General features: G+C 39.4%; 14 protein-coding genes. 6 read left to right on the top strand and 8 right to left on the bottom strand.

Features of this window, described 5'->3' with window-relative positions:
* Positions 1-278: 278 nt before the first annotated feature.
* Positions 279-1,169 carry a cytochrome-c peroxidase gene (locus SHI21_RS17770; protein WP_323578336.1) on the top strand — a complete coding sequence of 297 codons (891 nt, stop codon included), beginning with the start codon at positions 279-281 and terminating at the stop codon, positions 1,167-1,169.
* A 30-nt stretch (positions 1,170-1,199) separates the two neighbouring features.
* On the opposite strand, the gene SHI21_RS17765 is transcribed toward SHI21_RS17770, so the two are convergent.
* Complete coding sequence (locus tag SHI21_RS17765) at positions 1,200-3,287, bottom strand: hypothetical protein (protein WP_323578335.1); 2,088 nt, start codon at positions 3,285-3,287, stop codon at positions 1,200-1,202.
* Between the two features lie 171 nt (positions 3,288-3,458).
* Between SHI21_RS17765 and SHI21_RS17760 the strand changes: the two genes are divergently transcribed.
* Positions 3,459-4,262: a hypothetical protein gene (locus tag SHI21_RS17760; RefSeq protein WP_323578334.1), complete on the top strand. Its 804-nt coding sequence runs from the start codon at positions 3,459-3,461 to the stop codon at positions 4,260-4,262.
* Positions 4,263-4,268: 6 nt separating this feature from the next.
* Here SHI21_RS17760 and SHI21_RS17755 read toward each other — a convergent pair whose 3' ends face one another.
* The 3 genes from SHI21_RS17755 to fabG are packed head-to-tail and all read right to left on the bottom strand — an operon-like array spanning position 4,269 to position 6,220.
* Positions 4,269-5,066 (bottom strand): enoyl-ACP reductase FabI, encoded by a 798-nt coding sequence (locus tag SHI21_RS17755; protein WP_323578333.1) that lies wholly within the window; start codon positions 5,064-5,066, stop codon positions 4,269-4,271.
* 9 nt (positions 5,067-5,075) lie between these two features.
* Positions 5,076-5,483: a 3-hydroxyacyl-ACP dehydratase FabZ gene (gene fabZ / locus SHI21_RS17750; RefSeq protein WP_323578332.1), complete on the bottom strand. Its 408-nt coding sequence runs from the start codon at positions 5,481-5,483 to the stop codon at positions 5,076-5,078.
* Entirely contained in the window at positions 5,483-6,220 is a 738-nt protein-coding gene (gene fabG, locus SHI21_RS17745) for a 3-oxoacyl-ACP reductase FabG (RefSeq protein WP_323578331.1), read from the bottom strand. Before fabG ends, fabZ begins: the two co-directional genes overlap by 1 nt.
* Before the next feature lie 254 nt (positions 6,221-6,474).
* Here fabG and SHI21_RS17740 point away from each other — a divergent pair, with 254 nt between their 5' ends.
* On the top strand, positions 6,475-6,888 hold the full coding sequence (locus SHI21_RS17740) for a DUF1036 domain-containing protein (RefSeq protein WP_323578330.1): 414 nt from the start codon (positions 6,475-6,477) through the stop codon (positions 6,886-6,888).
* 152 nt (positions 6,889-7,040) lie between these two features.
* Positions 7,041-7,451 carry a DUF1036 domain-containing protein gene (locus SHI21_RS17735; RefSeq protein ID WP_323578329.1) on the top strand — a complete coding sequence of 137 codons (411 nt, stop codon included), beginning with the start codon at positions 7,041-7,043 and terminating at the stop codon, positions 7,449-7,451.
* On the opposite strand, the gene SHI21_RS17730 is transcribed toward SHI21_RS17735, so the two are convergent.
* Genes SHI21_RS17730 through SHI21_RS17720 form a run of 3 tightly spaced genes read right to left on the bottom strand, consistent with a single transcriptional unit; the run spans position 7,437 to position 11,641 of the window.
* Positions 7,437-8,873, bottom strand: a complete 1,437-nt coding sequence (locus SHI21_RS17730; RefSeq protein ID WP_323578328.1) for a phytoene desaturase family protein — start codon at positions 8,871-8,873, stop codon at positions 7,437-7,439. The genes SHI21_RS17735 and SHI21_RS17730 overlap by 15 nt on opposite strands.
* 3 nt (positions 8,874-8,876) lie before the next feature.
* Positions 8,877-10,085 (bottom strand): hypothetical protein, encoded by a 1,209-nt coding sequence (locus tag SHI21_RS17725; protein ID WP_323578327.1) that lies wholly within the window; start codon positions 10,083-10,085, stop codon positions 8,877-8,879.
* On the bottom strand, positions 10,082-11,641 hold the full coding sequence (locus tag SHI21_RS17720) for an NAD(P)/FAD-dependent oxidoreductase (protein WP_323578326.1): 1,560 nt from the start codon (positions 11,639-11,641) through the stop codon (positions 10,082-10,084). Before SHI21_RS17720 ends, SHI21_RS17725 begins: the two co-directional genes overlap by 4 nt.
* An 85-nt stretch (positions 11,642-11,726) precedes the next feature.
* Between SHI21_RS17720 and SHI21_RS17715 the strand changes: the two genes are divergently transcribed.
* Positions 11,727-12,986 (top strand): nicotinamide-nucleotide amidohydrolase family protein, encoded by a 1,260-nt coding sequence (locus SHI21_RS17715; RefSeq protein ID WP_323578323.1) that lies wholly within the window; start codon positions 11,727-11,729, stop codon positions 12,984-12,986.
* Between the two features lies 1 nt (position 12,987).
* Here the strand turns inward: SHI21_RS17715 and SHI21_RS17710 are convergent, their stop codons facing one another.
* On the bottom strand, positions 12,988-13,269 hold the full coding sequence (locus tag SHI21_RS17710; RefSeq protein ID WP_323578322.1) for a hypothetical protein: 282 nt from the start codon (positions 13,267-13,269) through the stop codon (positions 12,988-12,990).
* A gap of 343 nt (positions 13,270-13,612) precedes the next feature.
* Between SHI21_RS17710 and SHI21_RS17705 the strand changes: the two genes are divergently transcribed.
* Positions 13,613-18,634, top strand: coding sequence for a hypothetical protein (locus SHI21_RS17705; protein WP_323578321.1), 5,022 nt, complete (start codon positions 13,613-13,615; stop codon positions 18,632-18,634).
* Positions 18,635-18,676: the final 42 nt, after the last annotated feature.

Genomic DNA, 18,676 nt, shown 5'->3' with positions numbered 1-18,676 from the left:
CGGCTTTCGTTTCTTTGGTTCATTAAAATTGTCTGACATAATTCCTCCATTTTTATAGTTAAAATGGAATGGAATTTCGGTAGCCTGACCTATAAAGAGGAAAGTTTAATGTTAAACACTACAACATTATAGAATTAATTATTTCGTTTCGAATATGAAAAAATAATAATTTTTTATTTATCATACAAGTACTTATAATCCTATAGGAATTCAACCTGACGCCATGTTTTACAAATTTAAAAATTGAAAAAAGTTAATATTATTTCTATCATCCAGAAATGAAATTGAGATTTTACTTTCAAGCGTTTTTTATCGTTAACCTCGATTCACAAATTGAATTAGGTAAAACTTTATTTTTTGATCCAAGACTTTCTTCTAATAATAAAATCTCCTGTTCTTCTTGCCATAATCCTAACAAGGGATGGAGTGATGGAAGACCGACTGCAATTGGTTATGATAATAAAGTTCTTCAAAGAAAAACTCCCAGCATCGCTTATCTGGATAATAAAAATATTTTCTTTTGGGATGGTCGGGCCACTTCACTAGAAGAGCAGGCATTAATTCCAATAACAGCACCAGATGAGATGAATCAAGATCTCGATCTATTAATTGAAAAACTTGAAAATGTGCCCGGTTATGTATCGATGTTTAGTAGTGTATATCCGAGAGAGGGAATTACATCTAAAACCATTGCTCAATCACTAGCTTCCTTCGAGCGCTCTTTAAATTTAAGAGATTCACCATTTGATCGCTGGAACTCAGGACAGGTCAATGCTATTTCTGAAAGTGCAAAGAAAGGATATTCAGTAATGAGTACACTCAAGGCCAATTGTCTTTTCTGCCATAAAGGTAACGACTTCACAGATCAAAGACTTTGGGATGTTGGAGTTAATGGAAATGATAGTGGACGTGATGGACTATATGCTTTTAAAACGCCAAGCCTTCGAGACGTGGCCTTACGAGCACCCTATTCGCATAATGGTAGATTATTGGATCTTGATGATGTTGTTCGTTTTTATATGAGAGGCGGAGACATTCATCGTTCTACTCAAGCATCTCCTCAAAGAGCACAGATTAACTTAACAGATGAAGAAGTTTTTCAAGTTGTAGAATTTTTAAAAACGTTAACAACAGATAATAGTCGCTTTCAAAAACCCAAATTACCTTAGCTTGGATAAGCTCTTCCCCAGTTGATCCTACTATTCGTCAACCACAACCGAAGAAGGCGCTCTCAAATTCTCCACTCTCATATAATGGTCTACAGCTCCCAACCCTTTAAACGCCCCTTCATGAAAGCTCGTAGTAAACGCCCTTCCATCCGCCGTCACAGCATCAAACGATCCAAAGAAGAATACGTTCTGCACTCCAAATAGATTATAGAAATGCACTTTGCTGTATGAGTTGTTTACAATATTGCTCGAAAGATTTTTAAGCGGCCAAAGAGGAACATTAACCCACTCTCCTTCTGGAAGAAGATTAATTTCAGCAAGGCAGTTTTTAATGAACGCACGTTTCTTAGCTGGCAATGTGAATTTTTTAGCTTTCGATTCACAAGCTGTAATATCATCCGAAGACACTCTATCGTGAGTTAAATCTTTCACGTAATCGATATAATCATTTTGCAGAGAGTTTCTGCAGTTATCAAACATGTTTCTAAAGTTTAAGAAACTTGTTTTTGGGTATTCATTACAAAGGCCGTCGAAGTGATCAAAAACAGTACTGATTTTTTGAGAGTTTAAGTAGCGAATCCCGTCGATATTAACCTGGTAGTTTCCTTCAACGTGAAAAGGTGCTTTTAAATAATCGCGATCAATCATCGCTAATGCTAATGGATCGACACCTGAGAATCTCTCAAGGATAAATCTTGCTCTGTCTTTAAATTTTCTACCAGTTAAGCCTGTCGTTTTTTGAGTTTTGAAATCTGTTAAGAAAGTCATTGAAAGCTTTTGCTCACCAGATGTTTTCTCACCAACGTCAAGGCTTTCTCTATTTTCTAATAAGTTTCTTTCTGAATCGTATTCAATCGTCACTTTCTTTGTATCATTTGCTAATTGTGTAGCAGAGATATCTGAATTAGTTAAAGCGTAAACTAAACTTGCAAATAAACGAGAGACCACATCTTCCGTGTATTTCATTTTTTCATAATAGTGGCGGAAGAAGTTTTTTACTTTTCCATCTTTAGTGATTTCAATCTGCTGAGTTTTTGAAGACTTTTGAGCACCTAATAAAAGGAAATTGTACTTATGTTTAGTTATCTGACTGATTCTTTTTTCTTCTGAAATAATATAAGGAGCAAGGATATCTAAATCACCTTCACGGTTTTTTAGAATTTGAGAAACTTCCATTGCTACCGGCGACTGGGCCTCAAGACCGATTAACTCCATCTGATTCATATTCAGGTAAACTTTATAGCTTGATTCAAGGCTGTAGCTAAAGTCGTAAGACAACAATGTCATCTTAAGGATATTTAAAAAGTCTGCCTGGATACCAAGACTAACTCCCGCTGTCGTAATGTTTGTTTTTTCAGAACTGATTTGAAGTCTTGAATCACCTAGAGAAACCACTTCCACACGGCTTAATCTTTCAAACTTTGCTAAGACTCCGGCCATTCCAGTCACACCAGTATAAAGAGGTGCTGAAACCACTCCTCCGGCCTTCACTGAAATAGAGTCTTCTTTAAAAACCATTTCATTAGGATCAAGTTTAGTGATGTTGGAATAAGTTAGAGCATTGAATGGAAGAAATAATTTTTCGAATTCAGTTGTAAGCCCTTCTTGATAAGAGTTCGCATAGTGAATCCAAGTGAATTTTCTTTTAAAGACAATACCTGCGAAGGCCGCAAGGTTTTGCTCAGACATATTGATAGCACCTGAATCGCGCAGACCACCTAAAACTTTGGAAGCATCGATATCAACTGAAAAAGTATCTGTAACAATCCAGCGTTTATTGTCAAAGAGATCAGGTGCCAGGTTACGGTCTACACTCACACCGAAATTGATAAAAGGCCTTTTATAAGAAAATCCAATGCTGTTTAATCCGCCCGTAACAGACAGGCCGTTACCAGTCAGAACGCCATCAGCTTCTTTTTTACCGATGGCCTCATAGACTTGCCCAAACTCGGTAGCTATTTGTTGGTAAAGGTCGGCCTCATTACCTACGCCCGTATTGTTCCCAGTTCCTGTTGCCTTAGCAAGACCTTGAGCTACCGTGAGGTAGTTAAAATCTGCGGCCCAGGAAAATGTAGTGAATGTTAATACTGATAACGTAGTGATGATTTTGATAAGCATAAAAGACTCCAAAGTGTACTACGTGACATTTTATAGAGTCATATCGGCGCTCCCTAGGGAATACGTGAGTTTTCTAATTACAGTTACTTAAGATTTTATTTACTTTTAAAAAAGCGCCAAGAATAATCCACACCTCTCGCAAACTTGAACATTTTAGGGCATGATTCTTTTATGCGAATTAAAATTTTTATTCTTTCAACCCTTCTTATTACTTTGATCAGTGGTGTTTTGTACTACAGAAGTCTTACCCAAATCTCTATGGGAAAGAATTCAATCAAGCTTGATATAGATGAACTAAGAACAATTGATCTACAAATTAGCAACACGGCCTTTTTTTTAAGACAGAATATAAATGCTGATCTTGCAGAACTACAGGCCGAAAAAATTCGTATCAAAGAACTTCAGGAACTTGTTACTGATATTAATAAAGGGACACCCGAATTAAAGACGTCGGTTGATAAAATCCGCGCCCACTTCCAAAAAACAGAAAAATCTCTCACTTCATTTGAAGAGGCCTTAACTGCAGTACGTACCAGCGTAAACTTAATGGTTCCGACTTATAGTGAAATGGAAAAAAAGAATATTAAGTTTGTTTTAGATAAACGCGATTTCTATCGTGAGTGTTTGCTTGATATTTATATGTTTATCGCCTTCTCTCACAAAGAAAATCAAAACCGCGTCTCGGAAGATATTAAAGTCTTAAGTCAGATTGTAAATTTTGCGACGACTCCGAATGTAGAAGTCCAAAAATATGCTCAGCAGATGGAAATCATCAGCATTAAGGTGAAGCAACTTGATTACATCTTATTAGACTTGAAAGAAGAGACGATCCAAAACGAAGTGAAAATCATCGCTAAGTACTATCAAGACAGCATGCAAGAACAAAGTAAGCAAAGTGAAAACTTGCTGACTTTTGTCGTAGTGGCCGTTGGGATTTATTTAATATTTATGATTTTTCTTCTAAGAAGAAAATAGTTCTCACTACTCTCTTTTAGCAAAAGCACCCACAACACTCTCATCGAAATAGTTAGAGCTCATTCCAGCATCTACTACCATTGCGCTCGCATTGATTCCGCTTGAAGCTGGGCTTAGTAAGAAGACTACTGAGTTGGCCACTTCCTGAGTTTCCAGGGCCTGGTGTCTCATTGTTAACTGTTCAGCGTATAGATAATTGTCGATGTAACCTGGGATTCCAGCTGATGCTGAAGTCTTTAGTGGACCTGAGCAAACGGCATTGAAGCGAACTTTTGTATCGCTTGCAAATGACTTTGCTAAGAATAAAACAGCTGCATCTAATGAAGCTTTAATTGGCCCCATGTAACCGTAGTTTGTCGCTTTCGTGCTTGAGATAGAAATTGTGACAACTGAAGCATCAGGCTGCATAACTTGTTTTAAAGAATTAGATAGAGCTACTAATGAAAAGCATGAAATGTTTGAAGCTTGAAGATAGTCTTCTAGTTTTGTTTCATGAAAAGGCTTAATCCCTTCTGAGTAATTAGCAAAAGCGATTGAATGAAGAAAACCATCTAGTTTTACATTTTCAGCTGCTAATTGATTCCCTAGTGCACTCACCGACTCTGTGTTTTCTACGTCTAAAATATAAATTTTCTTTTCTGGGAATAGCTTTGCTACTTTTTCTTTAATGTCTTCATTTTGAACAGTGAAGATTAAGTCAGCACCATTGTCCTGCAATGTTTTTGCAGAAAAGTAGGCCACTGATTTTTTATTAGCAACACCAGTGATAAGAAATGTTTTATTTTCTAGATTTAAAAAGCTCATAATAATCCTTTAAACGCTTGCTACGGCAAATTCAATAACTAAAACCGTTTTACCGTCTACCTTAGTGGTCCCTTTCATATAGTGAGCATTTGAAATAGATTCAGTTAACTGAACTTCCATTTCTAAAACATCGCCAGGGCGAACCATATTTTTGAATTTTGCATTCTGAACTCTAGTCACAACACCAAGGCCTCCACCAGCACGACCTGCCATTAAAGCAGCTCCTGATTGAAATAAAGCTTCTTGAAGCAATACTCCTGGCATGATTGGGTTACCTGGAAAATGTCCTTTGAAGAAGTCTTCCTGGCCTGTCACTTTAAGAGTTGTCTTGATTGAATTTTCTGTACGGTCTACCACTTTATCAACAAATAAAAATGGTGGGCGTTGTGGGATAAGGTCGAGAATATCTGGGAACATTATAGTCCTCCGGAAATTTCTAGACTTGCACCAGTAATATAACTTGCTTCTTTGCTCGCTAAAAATAAAACCGCAGCAGCGACTTCTTCTACACGTCCAAAGCGCTTCATAGGAACGTCTTTAGCGTATTCTTTTCTCTGCTCTTCCGGAAGATCAGCTAGAAGTTCTGTATCGATAAATCCCGGGCACACGTTATTCACAGTGATCCCGCGTTTTGCGACTTCTTTTGAAAGTGTTTTTGAAATAGCAATCTGACCTGCTTTTGAAGCAGCGTAGTTTGCTTGACCTGGTAAACCTAAACTTCCACCGATAGAAGACATGTTCACAATTCTTCCGTAACGGTTTTTCATAAACTGCAGGACTGCATGTTTACTCATTAAAAAAGTTCCCGTCAGGTTCGTTGCAATAACATCATTCCATTCAATCATGCTCATCATCGCTGTCACCTGGTCTCTTCTGATCCCAGAGTTGTTGATAAGAACTTCGATCTTAGGGAATTTTTCTTCAACCATTTTATAAAAATCAACCACGGCCGCTTCATCGCGAACGTCACATCTAAAAGTGTGGATGCGATCAGCATACTGTGAGTTTTCTTCTTTCATCTTCGCTGCTGCAGCGTCGTTTCCAGCATAAGTGGCAATAACAGTTGCGCCATTTTTTAGAAAGGCCTCGCTGATACCGCGTCCAATTCCTCTTGTTCCACCGGTAACGATGACTGTTTGATTGTTAAAATCCATAGTAGTTTCCCTCTTAAAATTGAGAGAATTTTAACTGAGACAAACTTGTTTGAGAAGTGTTTTTAAGAGTGCCGCGTATCAACATTTGATGATGGAGTATGATCACAATGGTGGAATAATACCTCTTGAAAGAGATCAAGGGATCACTGGTCAACTAATTCGTAAATTAAACGAATCTTTAGTTTCCTTTCACCTATGACACTCCTAGATTGAAAGAAGCACATAGAGTGAATTCTCAAGAAATTGGAGGATCTATGAAAATGTTAATCGCACTTTTTACAGTTTTAACTCTTAATATTTCTTACGCCGAACAAGGTGACCTGAGTTTAAGTTTTACTCCAACATCTTCAGAAAATAAATCCATACAGTCTATAGGCCTATACCTGGCCAATGAATGTTATGAAGATGTGTATGTTGTGACCCGTACCCGAACCTATAATGGAAACTGGGAGACCAGAGGCTATTTCAGAATTTCTCCTGGATATAGAATTTATGACACTACTATGAGTCGCAATTACTTTTATCTTCACGCAAGAACGTACGATGGACATATCCGTTGGGATGGGCCTTATAACATTGAGTTTAACGGATATAACTTGAAAGCGAGACTGATCGAACTCCCAGGAGGCGCTAGTGGAGATTGGACGATTAGGTTAATTTGTAATTAATTTAAAACTTAATGTAATAGTTGCCGGCCAGTTGTCGGTAACTATTACTTATCTGACACGGTCTCACCTAAATGTAACAAATCTTTAGTTTCCATATGCACTCACCTCTCCTAGATTTATAGAGGTATCTCTTAATAGATTTTGGAGGCATCATGAAATTTTTAATCGCACTCTTTTCTGTTCTGGCACTAAACGTAGCACAAGCTGAAGTGGGCAGAATTGAATCTTTTTTCTCACCTTCTCTTGATAAGGACCACGATAAAGTCGTGCACCTGTATCTACAAAACAACTGTAACCAGGAAATTTATGTAGCGACAAGAGGACAAAATCCAAACAGAGTTTGGGAATCAAAAGGCTATTATAGAATTTACCCGGGACAAGTAGTTTCTGGTGGCGACATGATCAATGACATTTATTATTTAAATGCATTTTCTGTCGACAGAAGAGTTCGCTGGGAAGGCCCACATCAATTTGAAATTCACGGCAAAACTGTACGTGCTGCTTTAGTTGAACTTCCAAAAGATTACGGTGGAAACTGGACGACAGTTTTATACTGTTACTAATTTCTCTAATTTTGATAAATAGTTGTCAACTTCGTGAGCTTGAATGACTCCGTAGTTGGCAGCTCCTAACCATCCCGACATGATAATTCCAACCGAGCCTGCATGAAATAATCCAGGCAGTTCTTTGTGCATATTCATTGAGACATCAAGGCCTTCAAACTTAGTTCCGAAGCTTGCTCCGCGAACATGGTTTGTATAGCGCTCAACTGTTAATGGAGTGGCAGCATCAACGTAATCAATCTTCTCGCGAATCCCTGGGACGATTTTTTCTAAACCTCTTAGAGCGCGCTCGATGAGGTATTGTTTTTGTTTTTCGTAGTCTTCTTCAGACAAACTCTTCCAGTCTTCGTATTTTGAGTTTGAAGATGAAACAACCGCGTATGAAGGTGCTAGATGAGGGCGCATTTCTGGATAGTATAAAGAGAAAGTCTGGCTTCCTACTTTTGGTGAAAGAATTAAATCAGTTGAGAAGTCTTTGTCTTCTGAAGTGAAGATCAGGTCTCCAATAAAAGGGATGCTCTCGCCTTTTTTAAGGCCCATGTAGACCTGACATGAAGATGTGTTAAGTCGAACCTCATCGGCCTTCTTAACGAACTCAGGAGAGAAGTTTTCAGCTCCTGCCATTTTAAATACTGTGCTCTTTAAGTTTGAATTTGAAACAACGGCCTTTGAATAAACTTTGTGACCTTTGATTTCAACACCGATAGCTTTTTTATCTTCAATTAAGATTTTAGAAACCATTGCTTGAAGTTGAATATCAACTCCATTTTTCAGCATCTCTTCTTTCATCAAACCAATCATCATGTCTGTTCCACCCTGGAAGATGTAGACACCTTTACTCATGAAGTTTGAAAAAACGATTCCGTAACTGATAGCAGGGTCTTCAAGGTTAGATCCATTTGCATACACGATGGGCTCTAATAAAAAGCGCGTGATGTCTGATCTGCCTGGGAAGTATTTTTCGAACAACTCTCCATTAGTCATCTTTGAGTTGTCGTAGAAGTTCATTGTGGCAAGGTCTTCAAAAAAGGCGTTAACCGTTTCTTCTTTTACACTAAATTTTTCAATGAGAACTTTAATGAAATCTGTTTTTGTGAAATCTGTTTCCACTTCAAATTGTGGATTGATATATCGGACAGATTTTAACTGGTGAATGCGATCAGCGATATCCTTCGTCCAGTACTTGCGACAAGTTTTAATCATCCCAACTGGAAAGCCGTGAAGAGAGACATCAAAAATATGCTCTCCGTCTTTTCTCTTAAACCAAGTGGCAAAACCACCAAGCTTATTGTGAGACTCTAATAAGAGTACAGAGCGGCCGTCTCTTGCCATTTTATTAGCGAGAGTCATACCCGCTAGGCCTGAACCAATGACGATTACATCGTAACTTTTTTCAATTTTATCTTTCGAAGAATACTGCATAAATTATTTTAGCGGCGAGATTTTAAAAACTGCCGATCCCCATTCCTGCTGATTGTCTTTTGCTCCAACTAATAAGCAATAGAAAACAATCTCTCCGTGATCGTTCATATCTACATCCCCGCCAAATCCAGGATAATTTGGATTCGAAAGAATTCTTCCCAGTCCTAGGTCAGTTTGAATTTCATCACCTTCACCGATGATGCGTTTTACACTGTTTGTGTCAGCGATATAGATTCCACGTTTTCCGTGAGAGTCTTTTGCTCTGAAGAGAACTTGTCCTTGGTCATTCACTTTTTGAGTGAAGACTTCGATCTCTGAAATGCCGTCAGCTTTTTCGCTGGCGATATTTTTTGAAACACCATCTTTGTATAAAATAATCACTTTAGTGTTGTCTTCAAGGTATGCAGAGAAAGCAACATGGTTATTTCTTGAAATACTTGATGAATTAAAAAATCCTTTAAATACAGAAGCTGGATCGCTGTCTTTGTCTTTTGCTACAATGATTGAATCGTATGACGACCCATTTGGTTTAATCAAAAGGATTTCATCCGGGTTTCTTTCATCCCACTCTCCAACTTCACCTAAACGTCTCTTAAACGTCATCGCTCCATTGTCATTCATTGCTGGCTTAAACAAGTATGAAGACTTTTGTCCGAAAGTATTTTTTCCTTCTGTGATGATTGTTTTTAGTGATCCATCATATTGGTAAAATGTACGAGCGTTGTCTTGATCAGTTCCGCGGAAATAAGCTTTCCCATTCGTTAAGACCTGAGCGTATGTGTAGTAAATAATATCGTCGTCTGTGGGTTTTAAGATTTGATCCACTTTCTCGCTATCAGCATTCAGTGTAAAAATTCCGTCAGTCACACCATCATCGTAAAGATTGAAAGCAAGTACACCGTTATCGTTTAAGCTTGGCTCTGTAACAAAACGATAGTCAGGTGCCGTGTAAACCACTTTCCCATTTTCGTCAGCGCCTCTTTTAATCCATAGACCCTGATTGTTTTGTCCATCGAAGGCCATCAGTTTAAAAGTGACGTCACCGCGGTTATTGATAACCGGTGAAGTGTTAGAAAGAAAACTCATTGGTGGAAGATTGTATCCGTCAGTGATGTTAGCGCGAGCTAAAATTTCTGGTGCTGAGTAATTTGGAATTGCAGCGATTGCAGAAGTCGTTAGTGTCGCTAATATTAGCGCTAGCGTTTTTTTCATGGTTCAAATCCTTTTTGTGTTTTCAAAAGAGACATCGCGATTTTTACACCATCTACGGCAGCGGAAGTAATTCCTCCTGCGTGACCTGCACCTTCACCACATGGGTAAAGATTCTGGTGGCTCGTCGATTCCATCGTCTCTTTGTTACGGGCGATCGTCACAGGTGCCGACGTCCGGGTTTCAGGAGCAATAAGAAGCGCTTTATCAGAAATAAAGCCTTTTAAGTTGTCATCAAATTTTACCAGAGCATTCTCTAAATGTTTAGTCACAAATGCAGGTAAAACAGATCTCATTTCAGTTTTCACAATCCCAGAGGGAGTTGAGGTTTTAATTCCTGTGCTATCAGGATTTAGTGAATGGTCCATGAACTCTTTTAGAGTCTGCGCCGGCAGTTCTCGCCCTGACGCACGCGCCATTGATGCTTGATAAGCTTTCTGCTCGATGCCGTGTTGGAAATCGAGTCCTGCTAAAAGTTTATTGCTATCAAAATCAATTCCTGCGCGCACACTTACAACAAGAGCAGCATTCGACCAACGAGAGTTACGTGCGTAGTTACTCATTCCGTTGACGACGATTCCAGCGGCCTCTGTTCCTGATGAAAGAACATATCCACCAGGGCACATACAAAAACTGTATGTTCCTTTTTTACTTCCTGGATCTTCGTAGCTCAGTCTATAGCGAGCGGCCCCAAGTTCCAGGCCTGCAAAGTTTCCGTATTGAATTGAATCGATCAACTCTCTTGGATGTTCAATACGAACTCCAACAGCGAAGTCTTTTTGTTTCATCTCTACACCCAGATCTTCCAGGTGGTGGTACATTTCACTTGCAGAATGTCCTGTCGCTAATACGACAGCATCCGAATAAAGTTTCTCTCCGTTGTTTAAAACAACGCCGATCACTTTTTTTCCTTCAGTGATGAGACTGTCTACGCGGGTGTTGTATCTTACAACACAGCCTTTCGAGATGAGGTACTCACTCATTTTATTAATCAGTGCTCTGATCTTATTTGAACCCAAATGTGGGTTAGAAATATACGCTGTTTCTTTTGGAGCACCGAAATCCACAAAGCGATTCATGACATACTGGACAAAAGGAGACTTAATTCGTGTGATAAGTTTTCCGTCTGAAAATAATCCAGCTCCACCTTCACCGTAACAAACATTGTTTTCTGTGTTGAATTCTCCGTAGCGCCAGAACTTTGCGATATGAAGCATTCTATTGTGAGCGCGGTCACCGCGTTCGATCACAATTGATGGCACTCCATAGTCAGCTAGTCTTAGAGCACAAAAGAGTCCGCCGGGGCCTGCCCCAATGATAATCGGAGGATTTTTAAATGAATCCAATTGAGGGAATGATTCGACAGCAGCTTCAAACTGCTCACCCTTCCCAAGAAGTTCAATGTTGTAAGTATAGCGAGGGACTTTTCCTCTTTGAGCACCACGAGCATCAAGGGCCTGATTCAAAATCCGGTAATCCTGCATATCAGGGTGGTGAGACTTTAAATAGTCTTCAACATCCTCATTGAAGTCGAGTGTAAATTGGATCTTTTTTGTCATGCGGTTGTCTCAATATTAAGTCTATAAAGTTTAATCAATTTATGACAAAATTAAAAGGTTTTAAGCGCAATTTCTCGAGGTAAAAATGACAGAATCACTTTCAGTTTCCATGATCATTATTGGGGATGAAATATTAAACGGAAGAACGACTGATTTAAACGGTACATGGCTGACGAAATATCTCTTTCAAAGAGGTCTGCAATTCAAGTCTATGCGCTTTATCAGAGACAATGTTGATGAAATTAATAACGCATTAACGGCCGCACTCAATGACAGCGACATCGTGATCACCAGTGGTGGAATTGGGCCGACTCTGGATGATAAAACGAAAAATACGCTGGCCAATTATTTTGGAAAAAAGATTGTTGAGAGCGGTGACGTCGCCAATATTGTCACAGAAAATTATGTTCGCTTCGGCAGAACATGGACTAAAGAAACCAATCACTACCACTTTTTCCCGGAAGATTTTGTAGCGACACCAAACCCCAAAGGACTTGCTCCGGGGATCACTTATTTTTCTCCTGAGAAAAAATTAGTGATGGCAGGGCCTGGTGTTCCGAGAGAGTTTACTGAAATTGTAGAGCAGGAATTTTTTCCACTTATAAAAAAATACTTCGCCGAGCGCTTTGAAGATAATTTCCAAACGGTCATCAGAACTCAAGGTGTGCCGGAAGAAAAAATCTTTTTTGAACTATGCCCTACTTTATGGAGTGACCTGGAAAAATTTGGAAAGGTCAGCTCACTTCCCCATACGATCGGAATTGATATTGTGATTAGTTATCATGGTGATGAAAAATCTCATCTAGTGACACAACAAAAGATTAAAGATCTTATTATGAGCACACCATTAAAAGACAATGTCTGGCAGTGGGGAAATGTCTCAGTTGCTGAATTAGTTTTAGATAAAGCAAAAAATAAAAAATGCACATTTGCTTTTGCAGAAAGCTGCACGGGTGGACTTGCCTCTTCGAAAATGACTGATCTTTCCGGATCGAGCGCCGTGTTTCACGGGGGAATTATCAGCTACGACAATTCTGTTAAAGAGAATGTTTTAAAAGTAAAATCACAAACTCTCAAAGATTTTGGTGCTGTTAGTATTGAGACAGCAACTGAGATGGCCATTGGTGTGCGTGACTTATTAAAAGTCGATTACGCTGTTTCTATTTCTGGAATAGCTGGGCCCACTGGCGGAACTCCAGAAAAACCAAAAGGCACAGTGGCCATTGGATTTGCTTCAAAAGATAAAAGTGGAGCTCACCTTTATTTATTTCCTGGAGACAGAATCAGATTGAAAGACCGCTTTTCAGATAAAGCGCTTTTAACACTGCTTGAATTGATGGATTAGATTATTTTGTCGCTAGAGACTGTGATGATTTCAAAGTCTCTAGTGCTTCTGTACGAATCACTGCTAAGTCTTCTTCTTTAACGCTGGCGATTGCTCTTTTAGCTTTGACCGCTTCAACTTCGTTCATGCGTCCACTATGCACCATTCTCTTGATCATCACTTCTGCCTGCATGCGCTCCAACTTAAGTGCGGCCAATTTCTGTTCAATAGAATGATCTTCTTCGTTCGCAAAAAGCGCCGATGAAAATAGAACAGCAATAAAAAGACCACTAAGTTTAAGCATGAGGTACGACTCCTTTGGGTTGGTACTTCACTGAGTATCGGGCCTTTTTTTAAAATCCTTGAGTATTTCACTCGGGCTTTGGTTTCGCAATGTGATCTCAACATGTTTGAAAGAGCACCTAAATATAGGCAGAAACTGTTTAAATAGACATTTGCCTGATTTTCGAGGCACAAAAACGCCTTCCTTAGTCTTTCCACAATCGTACAAGCCGGTGAAAACTGAGCGCATGGGGAAATAAAAACCTACCCCTCTCGTAGACCATTAAAATTAACAAAAGGTTATCCCTGGAAATCCGAATAGATTTAAGAACTTCGTGTATGGAATTGAATAAAAAATGAGAAGCATGCAAACACTATTTAAAAATTTTGGGAGAATTACATTTCTTGTAATTTCTCTTTCAGTATTTTTACAAAGTTGTATGCCGACAAATACCGGTAAAAAGAATTCATCAAAAGCAGCAAATGCGAGTACCGGTCAGACAAAGGTTCCTACTTTTACGAGTGGATCAAACTTCATTCAAAATGGTGCGACTGTCTATCAATCGACTGTAAGTTTAGATATGTCTTATTCGGACTCTCTTCAACTTCGCGGTAAAGATGTCGACGGCTACATCAGAGCTAACGGAACATCGACAGTTGTTTGTCTATCTTCGCGTTTTACTCAATCAACAGTTAATAAAATTATTTTACTGGCAGCGATTCCTCGCTCAGTTTATAACTTCACAACTCAGACCCTTGAGTACTATTACAACTTAACTCCGTCTGACAGTACGACCAACCAAAGTTTTTGCCAAAAGACTGGTTTAATCAACCAGCTTTATATCTACTACCCGACGCTAACTCCTAAATATAAAATGGCAGAGATTTGTCCTTCAGGGACTTGTACATCAAGTTCATATGCAAGTCAGTCGCTGGAGTTATACAACACAAGTGGTATCGCGCTTTCTCAAATTGCGACGAAACAACTTCTTTTTTCTGTAACCAATAATCCGGTTCCAACAACTCCTACTGGAGTGACATGTACTGAAACATCTCAATGTAAATCTCAAGGTTATGACTGCTGCAGTTCAGGCCAGTGTGTGAAAGACTTAGCAATCAAACCAGGCGTGAATACATCATCAAATGAATACGTTCAGGCATTGCAGGATATTTTAAATAATCCATCGAATATTTATTCTTACCCTCAATACTATTTTATTTGTTCTACTCCAGTTAACACTCCCACAAATCCAGCAGAACCTGTTGATCCGGTAAACGAAGCTGGTGTGCGAGTGAAGGATCTTGAAGATCTTTATAACTGTACGACAAAAATTGAAGGTGAATACGGGGTTTGTACTAAGACCTATAAAAACGCTGTTATCGGACAAACTTATTCAGCTGGTGCTGACGACAGAAGTTTCGCAAGTACATTCACTCACCTTACTGTTGATAAACCAACTTTAGTAAGTATCGAAAAAATTCTTTATGGTGAAGTTGTTGTTTACGACTACTCAGTAAAAACTGACGGTGAACTTTATAGAGATCCTTATGAAGATCTAATCACACCTCCTGTGCATATTGAAGGTTTACATAATGACGACCTGTCTTCAGGCGCGACTGTTAAAATGTTGTATAAACCGGCATCATCAGTGTCGCAAGATTTAGTCATTAAGTATAAAGTCGACGCGAGTTGCGTGAAGATTAATTCAACTCTGGCGAAATGTGAAAAGTATTATATTCAAGGTCAGGAAAATAGTGGTGACACTCAGGCAGCTCACCGCCGAGGACGTGTCACGGATCACTTCCCGACTTCAAATATTTTCAAACTTCCTTATTATGCCAATACATCAAAAGCGATTTCAGTCGAAGTTGATGGTCTACTACAAAAACAAGATATCGACTGGCAATTAGTTCAGGGAGCACAAAGCTCTGTTCAGTTTTTACCAGTGAATACATTAAAGATCTTTAAAGACCAAAAAGTTCGTATCTCTTACTTTGTTGACTTAAGCTTAAGTGCCAACAACGTCATGGCATCTAAAGACGAAGCATTGGCAAAAATTAAAACGATTTGCTCATGTCCAGATACAAGTTGTACTTTGACTCCTGTTAAAAATACATCTGACAAAATTGTTGATTATGCCTGCGTGTATCCAGATCCGGCACCAGTTGATCCTCCTATTTCACAGAAAATTTACCTGAGCTCTAAAACAGTTCCAGTAAGATTTTTTGATAGTCTTGGGACTTCTCAAAAAACAGTAAATGCAAACACTCTTCCTCAAGAAGGAAAAGCTTTCAAATACAGAAGTGACAATCTTCTTAACCCAAGTAACGTGACGGACATTACAAACTTAGCAAGTACAGAAGACACTTACACAGGTTTCAATGAAATTTACGGAACTCTTTCATATACAAACGGCTCAGCAAAACCAGCTTATGAAGTCGCAGTAAAAAATGGAAACACTTACGATATCTTCGTAGACCGTGGTTCTTTTTCAAACTGTATTCAGTGTGGAAATGATTACTACTCACAATTAAATAAACTCTTCCCACTAACACAATTTGGTAGTGGTGTGGAACCTCTACTTGGACAAACGAACCGCTCAATGTCGAATGGTGTAAGATCAGATGACATGAAATTTGGACGCGCTTGTGTGGTTCCTGCGACAATGCTTCCATGGACTCACGGGACTGAATCATCTGGTCAAACTCAAAGATTAAATCGTATGCGTGCTCAGCACTTCTTATACGCTAACGGATATCAGTATGACTGGTATGGATTTGATTATGGATCTGTTATCGGATCTTTCGATGGTGTGAAATGGTTCTCAATCGGAACAAACCGTCGTATCCAGGCAAAGAGTTCAAAATTATTCGTGGCCGTTAACGGTGCTATGGGTGACCTGACTCTTGAATCAACTTTTGAAGTAACTGTGAACGATGGATCTCTTAACCCTCTTGCTTCAAACATGAACACATCTGATTACAAATCAGACGGAGCTCAATGTCAGCAGTTCCATCAGTGTTCGACAGATAATGACTGTGCCACAACTCTTGGTTGGGAATACTCTTGTGCTGCTGTCAATGAAATCACAACATCGTGGCCGAAGTTTGATACTAATGGAAAAGAAATTCCGGAAACAAGTAACGACAACAATAATTTTGCAAGTATTCTTGGGGTGACAAATCCAGGTAAACGTTGTGTGTACCGTGGACGTGGGGCACTTTGTACTCCTAGTTACGGAAATGTTAACGTTAACTCTACTTTCAATCAGTCAACAAGTCAGGCAATGCACACTTGTTCTGATAACAGTTATTGCCAGACGATTTCAACAAATGGTGTGTCATCAGCTAACTTCAATAATAGAATTGTTCGCTTTGGGAAAGTTCGTACAGATAGTACAGTCGATACTTTTGGTCTTGCTGCTTTAATACCTGGAAGACCAATGGCGTGGAATGGAGTGGAAACTCCTCGTCCAGAAACACTTAAAAACTTAAATACCAACAGAGCACTTGCAATGTGTGTTCCTGGTCGCGATGTTGAACAGACTTCTTTCTTAAAACAAAATACGGCCATCCCTACAACAGCAGACACTAAAGGTGACAAAGTGTTGGGTATCGGGATGACTCAAAAATTAAATACTCCACTTAAGTCTTTAGTGTACTTAAACTCTTGTTCGATTATGGATTCGTCGAAAAACTTATATCACAATACGACACCTGATCCATCGGCAGACTTCTCGCTCTATCCATTGCTGAAATACGATGCGGGTTCACAAGCGGTTTCAACGAACGCCCTTAATATTTTCAATTCAATTTTCAATACGAAAGGAATCACATTTGGTTTATTAAAAACCAAGAGTGCATTACTAACGGCCGTTTCATTTACAGAAAGCAGTTGTATGCGAGCTCCTGCGGCATCATGTTTTACAGATATGGACTGTGCTCCTTCGAAAACAATTTCTGATAAATTAAAATCAATCAGCGCTGACGACACAACTGTCACGGCCATCTTGAATAAATATGAAGTGAAGTTCTGGCAGGAAGAACTAATTTGTTCTCAGGCCATTGCTAAGACAAGTACATCATATGATCCAAAAAATAACCGTTGCTGCCGCGATGTCGGTGGAACGATTTCACTTCCATCTTCAAATCAGACCAATGGTCTGGATATGACGAAAGTTCCTGGTATTGATTACACTATCAGTACACCTACTCGTTACACTCGTGCTGCTACAATGTATAAAGAAACGAATACTGATCCTACGACTTACCCTGAACTAAGAGTTGCGATTACTGATCAGTGTACAGCGACACCGGGAGTTCCTGGTGCAACAACTTGTCAGGATTCAACAAAATTAAATAATCAGTGGCGCACATTCTCGGGCTTCGCTGATAAAACAAGTTGCTCTGGTGACTGGATCCGTTCATTCGCAACAGGAACGCATAAGTGGGAAGTTGGTCGTTTCCAAACTTTCACTCCGACAACTTTCCAATGTATGAACTGGTACGCTGGTACTGGTGGTTATACTTGTGCTGGTTATCAGGCGGACGATCCTAGTTGTCCAATTGCTCAAACTCCTCCGACAACATCGAAAGGGAAAGAAGTCTTAAATTATCTTGCCCGTCTTGAGTTGATGGGGATTCCTCAAATTGCTCTTGAGTCTGATGATTATTATTCTGGAACAGCAGAAAATGGATTATCTTGTAAGTCATACCCAGGTAACAGAGCTGCAGGATACCCTACGAATCCGGCCGCACCAACGGCGACTTACCTGCCACCTACGCAAATGTTTGCTGTCGGGGCCCAAAAAGAATATATGGATGCAATAGGGAATACTTACTTCTCAGCTGCTGATACGACAAACTTTAAGTCTTACAAACAAGTTTTCAAAGCTGATGAAGTTGTAAGTTGTCTTCCAGCAGGAACTCAGATGACAACTGGTGCAGACCCAGCTAAGTGCTGTACAGGTATGATCAATGCAACGACATTAAAATGTCAGCTGCCGGATTATATCGACGTGAGTATTTACACTAACAGATATGTTTCTTCTGAAGCTAAGAAGTTGAGTCTCTCTTTATTCGATCAGTACGGGTATATTAAAGACGCTGCTTACGCTGCTAAACTTGCTTGTGAGCAGTCAATGTGTGCTTCGGGGACTCTGGCCTACGGGATCCTTATTTCAAGATTAAAAACTCCTGGTCAGACAGAGATAGACGCTAAGTACTACCGCTTCCTTGAAGGAAACGCGGCCGATAACATCAACGGTCTACTGGATCTTTACAATAAAGGTTTAAAACTCAACAACCACGTTTACTGTGTCCCTCAGGCCCTGGCGTCAAGCTCTACTGCAAGCGATGATTTAACAATTATTAGCTGCGGGAATTAATTGTCAAACACAAGAAGTGCTTTCATAATAGATTCATTACAA

The organism is Bacteriovorax sp. PP10, from assembly GCF_035013165.1.
Lineage (GTDB): Bacteria > Bdellovibrionota > Bacteriovoracia > Bacteriovoracales > Bacteriovoracaceae > Bacteriovorax > Bacteriovorax antarcticus.
Note: the sequence above shows the minus strand (reverse complement) of the source record. Positions and strands in the feature narration are given on the sequence as shown.

Coding starts and splice junctions, on each gene's coding strand:
- SHI21_RS17770 (WP_323578336.1), top strand. CDS start 279: ATGAAATTGAGATTTTACTTTCAAGCGTTTTTTATCGTTAACCTCGAT.
- SHI21_RS17765 (WP_323578335.1), bottom strand. CDS start 3,287: ATGCTTATCAAAATCATCACTACGTTATCAGTATTAACATTCACTACA.
- SHI21_RS17760 (WP_323578334.1), top strand. CDS start 3,459: ATGCGAATTAAAATTTTTATTCTTTCAACCCTTCTTATTACTTTGATC.
- SHI21_RS17755 (WP_323578333.1), bottom strand. CDS start 5,066: ATGAGCTTTTTAAATCTAGAAAATAAAACATTTCTTATCACTGGTGTT.
- fabZ (WP_323578332.1), bottom strand. CDS start 5,483: ATGTTCCCAGATATTCTCGACCTTATCCCACAACGCCCACCATTTTTA.
- fabG (WP_323578331.1), bottom strand. CDS start 6,220: ATGGATTTTAACAATCAAACAGTCATCGTTACCGGTGGAACAAGAGGA.
- SHI21_RS17740 (WP_323578330.1), top strand. CDS start 6,475: ATGAAAATGTTAATCGCACTTTTTACAGTTTTAACTCTTAATATTTCT.
- SHI21_RS17735 (WP_323578329.1), top strand. CDS start 7,041: ATGAAATTTTTAATCGCACTCTTTTCTGTTCTGGCACTAAACGTAGCA.
- SHI21_RS17730 (WP_323578328.1), bottom strand. CDS start 8,873: ATGCAGTATTCTTCGAAAGATAAAATTGAAAAAAGTTACGATGTAATC.
- SHI21_RS17725 (WP_323578327.1), bottom strand. CDS start 10,085: ATGAAAAAAACGCTAGCGCTAATATTAGCGACACTAACGACTTCTGCA.
- SHI21_RS17720 (WP_323578326.1), bottom strand. CDS start 11,641: ATGACAAAAAAGATCCAATTTACACTCGACTTCAATGAGGATGTTGAA.
- SHI21_RS17715 (WP_323578323.1), top strand. CDS start 11,727: ATGACAGAATCACTTTCAGTTTCCATGATCATTATTGGGGATGAAATA.
- SHI21_RS17710 (WP_323578322.1), bottom strand. CDS start 13,269: ATGCTTAAACTTAGTGGTCTTTTTATTGCTGTTCTATTTTCATCGGCG.
- SHI21_RS17705 (WP_323578321.1), top strand. CDS start 13,613: ATGCAAACACTATTTAAAAATTTTGGGAGAATTACATTTCTTGTAATT.